This is a genomic window from Streptomyces katrae (assembly GCF_000966975.1).
Lineage (GTDB): Bacteria > Actinomycetota > Actinomycetes > Streptomycetales > Streptomycetaceae > Streptomyces > Streptomyces katrae.
Window position 1 is genome coordinate 1 of the sequence record NZ_JZWV01000063.1, and the last position, 5,934, is coordinate 5,934.

Annotated in this window: 5 protein-coding genes; 4 read left to right on the forward strand and 1 reads right to left on the reverse strand. The window is 69.5% G+C overall.

All coding sequences use genetic code 11. The features are described from left to right. Positions 1 to 192: 192 nt before the first annotated feature. From VR44_RS03505 to VR44_RS03515, 3 genes are all read left to right on the forward strand, one after another. Complete coding sequence (locus VR44_RS03505) at positions 193 to 654, forward strand: molybdenum cofactor biosynthesis protein MoaE (RefSeq protein ID WP_045945865.1); 462 nt, start codon at positions 193 to 195, stop codon at positions 652 to 654. Positions 655 to 831: 177 nt separating this feature from the next. Further along, positions 832 to 1,029 carry a hypothetical protein gene (locus VR44_RS03510; protein WP_045945866.1) on the forward strand — a complete coding sequence of 66 codons (198 nt, stop codon included), beginning with the start codon at positions 832 to 834 and terminating at the stop codon, positions 1,027 to 1,029. Positions 1,030 to 1,106: 77 nt separating this feature from the next. Continuing rightward, entirely contained in the window at positions 1,107 to 2,195 is a 1,089-nt protein-coding gene (locus VR44_RS03515; RefSeq protein ID WP_045945867.1) for a YlbL family protein, read from the forward strand. A gap of 49 nt (positions 2,196 to 2,244) precedes the next feature. Here VR44_RS03515 and VR44_RS03520 read toward each other — a convergent pair whose 3' ends face one another. Further along, on the reverse strand, positions 2,245 to 2,814 hold the full coding sequence (locus VR44_RS03520; RefSeq protein ID WP_094191411.1) for a PPA1309 family protein: 570 nt from the start codon (positions 2,812 to 2,814) through the stop codon (positions 2,245 to 2,247). 162 nt (positions 2,815 to 2,976) lie between these two features. Here VR44_RS03520 and VR44_RS03525 point away from each other — a divergent pair, with 162 nt between their 5' ends. Beyond that, positions 2,977 to 5,832 carry a UPF0182 family membrane protein gene (locus VR44_RS03525; RefSeq protein ID WP_384746857.1) on the forward strand — a complete coding sequence of 952 codons (2,856 nt, stop codon included), beginning with the start codon at positions 2,977 to 2,979 and terminating at the stop codon, positions 5,830 to 5,832. The last annotated feature ends 102 nt before the right edge of the window (positions 5,833 to 5,934 follow it).

Consider the following 5,934-nt stretch of genomic DNA (forward strand, 5'->3'; position numbering starts at 1 on the left):
GTCTGACCCCGGTCCGGCGGCCGCGCCGGCGCCGGGGCCTCCCGCCTCCGGGCGGCCCCGGCCCACGGGCCCGGACACCGCTCCGGGCCCGGGCGGAACCACGGCCTCCTGTAGGAGACTCCCAACCGGCGGGTCACGGGACGGGCGATCCGGCTATTCCGCCACGTCAGCCCCTGAGGCACGATGGATGACATGGCACCGCACTTCGACCACCCCGGCGAGCAGGCCGCCCAGGACCCGATCCGGCTGCTCGCGATCCGCGAGACCCCGCTCTCGATCGACGAGGTCTTCAAGGCAGTCGGCGACGACGCCACGGGAGGCACCACCCTCTTCGTCGGCACGGTGCGCAACCACGACGGCGGCGCGGACGTCGACTCCCTCGGCTACTCCTGCCACCCGACCGCCGAGGCCGAGATGCGCCGCATCGCCGAGCGCGTCGTGGAGAAGTACCCGGTCCGCGCCCTGGCGGCCGTGCACCGCATCGGCGACCTGTCCGTCGGTGACCTGGCCGTGGTCGTCGCCGTCTCCTGCCCGCACCGCGGCGAGGCCTTCGAGGCCTGCCGGATGCTGATCGACGACCTCAAGCACGAGGTGCCGATCTGGAAGCACCAGACCTTCTCGGACGGCACGGAGGAGTGGGTCGGCGCCTGCTGAGGGGTCCCGGCGCCCCCCGCACACCACCGCCCCCCGGTCGCGCAGGCGTGGCCGGGCGGGAGTAGCCTCACACCCGTTCGGCCGCGCAACACGCCCTCGATTTGCGTAACCCCCCCACGGGCACGAGCGTTGAAGCCACCGACGACACTCGTACTTTCGGGGCAGGGAGGCACGTCCATGGCGTCACTGGCGTGGTTGCTGATTCCGCTGTTCGCCGCGATCGGCGCGGCGATATGGGGCAGCTGGGCGGCGCGCGACCGCACCCAAGGCGACATATCCGAACTCGCCGGCTACGCGAGGTTCCGCGAGGCCATGGACAAGGCCGACCGGGCGAGGCAGAAGGAGAAGGCGCACTCCGGTTCCGACGCCGTCTGACGCGTCCCGGAAGCCCACGGCCCCGTACGGACCGGCCCCACGGGTCGCCTCACAGGACCGTCCCGTACTGTCGATCCATGCCACGCCGTACAGCGACGATGCTCGCCTCCTCCCTCGTGCTGTTCGCGCTGCTCTGCGCGGGAGTGTTCCTCAAGGTCCCGTACTCCGAGATGAGCCCCGGACCGACCGTGAACACCCTGGGCGAATCGCACGGCGAGCCCGTCCTGAACATCTCCGGGCACAAGACGTACCCGACCACCGGGCACCTCAACATGACCACGGTCCGCGTCACCGGCGCCGACTACGACATGAACCTGCTCGAAGCGGTCTACGGCTGGATCGCCGGCGACAACATCGTCGTCCCGCACGAGAACCTCTACCCGGACGGCAAGACGGACAAGGAATCCACGCAGGAGAACGCCGAGGAGTTCAGCCAGTCGCAGGAGAGCGCCAAGGTGGCCGCCCTCAAGCAGCTCGGCATCCCGGTCAGCGCCCGCGTCGTCGTCGCCAGCGTCGTCAAGGGCAGCCCCTCCGAGGGCAAGCTGCACGCCGGGGACGTCGTCAAGGCCGTCGACGGCAGCCCCGTCACCGCGCCCGGCGACGTCGCGAAGCTGGTCACCAAGCACAAGCCGGGCGAGCCCGTCGAGTTCACCATCGTCCCCGCATCCGACGCCGCCGAGGCCGAGAAGGCGAACCGCGAGCCCACCACGACCGCCAAGGTGACCATCACCGCGGGCAAGGCACCGGACGACGGCCACGCCATCGTCGGCATCAAGGCCGGGACCGACCACACCTTCCCGTTCCCGATCGACATCAAGCTCGCCGACGTCGGCGGCCCCAGCGCGGGCCTGATGTTCGCGCTGGGCATCGTCGACAAGCTCACCCCGGAGGACCTGACCGGCGGCAAGTTCATCGCCGGCACCGGCACCATCGACGACACGGGCAAGGTCGGCCCGATCGGCGGCATCCAGATGAAGACCATCGGCGCCCGCCAGGCCGGAGCCGAGTACTTCCTGACCCCGGCCGAGAACTGCGCCTCCGCCGCCGCGCAGGTCCCCGACGGCCTGACCCTGGTCAAGGTCTCCACCATCGACGACGCCACCAAGGCCCTGCAGAAGATCAGCAAGGGGGACACGGCCGGACTGCCGAGCTGCGCGAAGTCCTGAGCCGGCGGTTCCGGCCGGGCCCCCGGGGCGCCGGGGGCCCTGCGGGGCCTCAGGCGAAGGTCGCCGCCAGCGCGTCGGCCAGGCCCGGCACCAGGCCGGCGCCGGTGAGGACCTCGCTGGAGGAGTCCTTGTCCCGCAGCCGCACGGCCGACTCCCGCGAGCCGTCGCGCAGGACGCCCACCGTCAGGCGCACCTCCTGCCGCTCCGGGTGGCCGGCCACCCACTTGGCCAGCTGCTTGTCGCTCAGCCCCTCCGGCACGGAGGCCTCCGCGGACGGCGGGAGCATCAGCCGCTCCACGGTCAGGGCGCAGCCGACGACCGCGTCGGGCCAGGCGATGGTGCCCAGGAACTTGTCCAGCGGGGTCCCGGCCGGCACCTCGTCCTGCTCGATCGGGGTGAACTGGGACTTGCCCGCGTCGTCGGTGTCGAGACCGAGCTGGTTCGCGAGCCCGGGCTCCTGCCGGCGCAGGCGGGCCGTGTCGACCAGGGCGAAGAGGCGGGCCGGCTTGTCCCAGCCGAGGGTGGAGGCGTACTCGTCGATCTCGAGGACGGCGCGGGTCAGCGGACTGGCCGCCATGGGGGTGCCGGGGGAGGGCGAAAGGTTGGACATGGACAACATCCTGCCTCCTTTCTCCCCGATACCGGGAACTGACTAAAGCCTCAGTAAGTTGCAAGAGTGGGCCCTACGATCGTGGGCCCACGACCAGACACAGCGACTTTCGAGGTGCGCACCTTGGCTTTCCAGATGCCGGACCGCGGCGGAGGCCCCTCCGGGCCACGGATGAGAGTCGGCCGCCCCTCCCGGCGCGCCCGGACCCTTCTGCTGACCCTGGGCGTCCTGGCCGTCCTGGCCATGGCGTTCATCATGTTCGCCGGGTTCTGGACGGACTGGCTCTGGTTCCGCTCCGTCAAGTACTCCTCCGTCTTCACCACCACCCTGTGGACCAAGATCGGCCTCTTCGCCGTCTTCGGGCTGCTGATGGCCGGTGCCGTCGGGCTGAACGTATGGCTCGCCTACCGGCTGAGGCCGCCGCTCAGCGCGATGTCGATGGAGCAGCAGAGCCTCGACCGGTACCGGATGAGCGTCGCCCCGTACAAGAAGTGGCTGCTCCTGAGCATCGCCGCCGTCGTCGGGCTGATCGCGGGCGCGTCGGCGGCCGGCCAGTGGAAGACCTGGCTGATGTACGTGAACGGGGTGCCCTTCGGGAAGAAGGACCCCCAGTTCCATCTCGACGTGTCCTTCTACACCTTCGACCTGCCCTGGTACCGCTTCCTGCTCGGCTTCGGCTTCGCCGCCGTCGTGCTGTCGGTGATCGCGGCCGTCGTCGTGCACTACCTGTACGGCGGACTGCGCGTGACCAGTCCGGGCGCCCGCGCCACCGCCGCCGCCACCGGGCACCTGTCGGTGCTGCTCGGCCTCTTCGTCACCTTCAAGGCGATCGCGTACTGGCTCGACCGGTACGGGCTGGCCGTGAAGTCCAGCGACTTCAAGGCCTCCGACAACTGGACCGGTCTGCGCTACGTCGACGCCAACGCCTACCTGCCGGCGAAGACGATCCTCGTCGCCATCGCCGCGATCTGCGCGGTCCTGTTCTTCGCCACCCTGTGGCGGCGCACCTGGCAGCTGCCGGTCATCGGCTTCGGCCTGATGGTCCTCTCGGCGATCCTGATCGGCGGGCTGTACCCGGCCATCGTGCAGAAGTTCCAGGTCCAGCCGAACGAGCAGGCCAAGGAATCCCCGTACGTCGAGAAGAACATCAAGGCCACGCGCGACGCCTACGGGATCGACGGGACCGACGTCAAGGACTACCCGGGCGTGCCCAACGCCGGCACGAACAAGGACCAGCTGCGCAAGACGGCGGACACCACCGCCAGCATCCGGCTCCTCGACCCGAACATCGTCTCCCCGGCCTTCCAGCAGCTCCAGCAGGTCAAGGGCTACTACGCCTTCCCGTCCACGCTCGCCGTGGACCGCTACAGCGGCCAGGACACGGTCATCGGGCTCCGCGAGCTGAACATCGGCGGCATCCCGAAGAACAACTGGATCAACGACCACTTCCGCTACACGCACGGCTTCGGTGTGGTCGCCGCCAAGGGCAACACCGCCACGGACAAGGGTGCCCCCGACTTCACGCAGTCGGACCTGCCCTCCCAGGGCATGTTCGGCAAGGACTTCCAGCAGCGCATCTACTACGGCGAGCAGACGAAGCAGTACTCGATCGTCGGTGGACCGCAGAAGGAGCTCGACTACTCGGACGACAAGGGCGAGAAGGAGACGAGCTACAAGGGCGACTCCGGCGTCAACCTGAACAACCCGGTCAACCGGGCCGCCTACGCGCTCGCCTTCAGCGAGCCGCAGATCCTGTACTCCGGGGCCATCGGCGAGGGCTCGCGGATCCTCTACAACCGCACGCCCAAGGACCGCGTCGAGGCCGTGGCGCCCTGGCTCACCATCGACGGGGCCCCGTACCCGGCGGTCGTGGACGGCCGGATCAAGTGGATCGTCGACGCCTACACGACGACGAACGGCTACCCGTACGCCTCGCGCACCACCCTGGGCCAGAGCACGGCGGACTCGCTGACCAACAGCCAGCGCGCGGTGGTCGCGCAGGAGAACCGGGTCAACTACATCCGCAACTCGGTCAAGGCCACCGTCGACGCGTACGACGGCACGGTCGACCTCTACCAGTGGGACACCCAGGACCCGGTCCTGAAGACCTGGATGAAGGCCTTCCCGGGCACGGTCAAGCCGAAGAGCGAGATCTCCAAGCCGCTCATGGACCACCTGCGCTACCCGCAGGACCTCTTCAAGGTCCAGCGCGAGCTGCTGACCCGCTACCACGTCACCGACCCGCAGACCTTCCTCAGCGGCAGCGAGGCGTGGCAGGTCCCGGACGACCCGACGACCAAGGCCGGTACGGCGGTTCCGCCGTACTACCTGTCGATGAAGATGCCGGAGCAGAAGGAGAAGGACCAGGTCTTCTCCCTCACCACCACGTTCACGCCGAACGGGCGGGACAACCTGAGCGCCTTCATGGCGGTCAACGCCGATCCCGGCACCCCGGACTACGGCAAGATCAGACTCCTGAAGCTGCCGACGAGCAGTCCGGTCGACGGCCCCAAGCAGGTCCAGAGCAAGTTCAACTCCGAGCCGAAGATCGCCGAGTCGATCCGCCTGCTGCGCGGCGGTGATTCGGAGGTCGAGTACGGGAACCTGCTCTCGGTCCCGCTGGACGGCGGCATGCTCTACGTGGAGCCGGTGTACGTCCGCAGCTCCGGCCTCAAGTACCCGCTGCTGCGCAAGGTGCTCGTGACCTACGGCGGCCAGACGGCCTTCGAGGACACCCTGGAGAAGGCGCTGAACGTGGTCTTCGGAGCCGAGGCCCCGACCACGCCGGTGCCCCCGGAGAACCCGCCGACCAAGCCGGGCGAGGGCACCGTCACCCCGCCGACGGCGCAGGACCCGACGGTCAAGGCGGCCCTCGCCGACGCCCAGAAGGCGGTCGAGGAAGCCGACAAGGCCATGAAGGCCGGCGACTGGACCGCGTACGGCAAGGCCCAGAGCGACCTCCAGGCGGCGCTGAAGCGGGCGATCGACGCGGAGGCCAAGCTGACGGCCCCCAAGCCGGGGGGCTAGGCGGCCCGGCCGGAAAGCGGTAATGGCTCCGACCCGCGTCGTGATACTGTGGTGTCACCGACGCGGGGTGGAGCAGCTCGGTAGCTCGCTGGGCTCATAACC

What these genes read in the sequence shown, in the direction of transcription:
- VR44_RS03505 (WP_045945865.1), top strand. Translation starts at nt 193, where the DNA reads ATGGCACCGCACTTCGACCACCCCGGCGAGCAGGCCGCCCAGGACCCG.
- VR44_RS03510 (WP_045945866.1), top strand. Translation starts at nt 832, where the DNA reads ATGGCGTCACTGGCGTGGTTGCTGATTCCGCTGTTCGCCGCGATCGGC.
- VR44_RS03515 (WP_045945867.1), top strand. Translation starts at nt 1,107, where the DNA reads ATGCCACGCCGTACAGCGACGATGCTCGCCTCCTCCCTCGTGCTGTTC.
- VR44_RS03520 (WP_094191411.1), bottom strand. Translation starts at nt 2,814, where the DNA reads ATGTTGTCCATGTCCAACCTTTCGCCCTCCCCCGGCACCCCCATGGCG.
- VR44_RS03525 (WP_384746857.1), top strand. Translation starts at nt 2,977, where the DNA reads ATGAGAGTCGGCCGCCCCTCCCGGCGCGCCCGGACCCTTCTGCTGACC.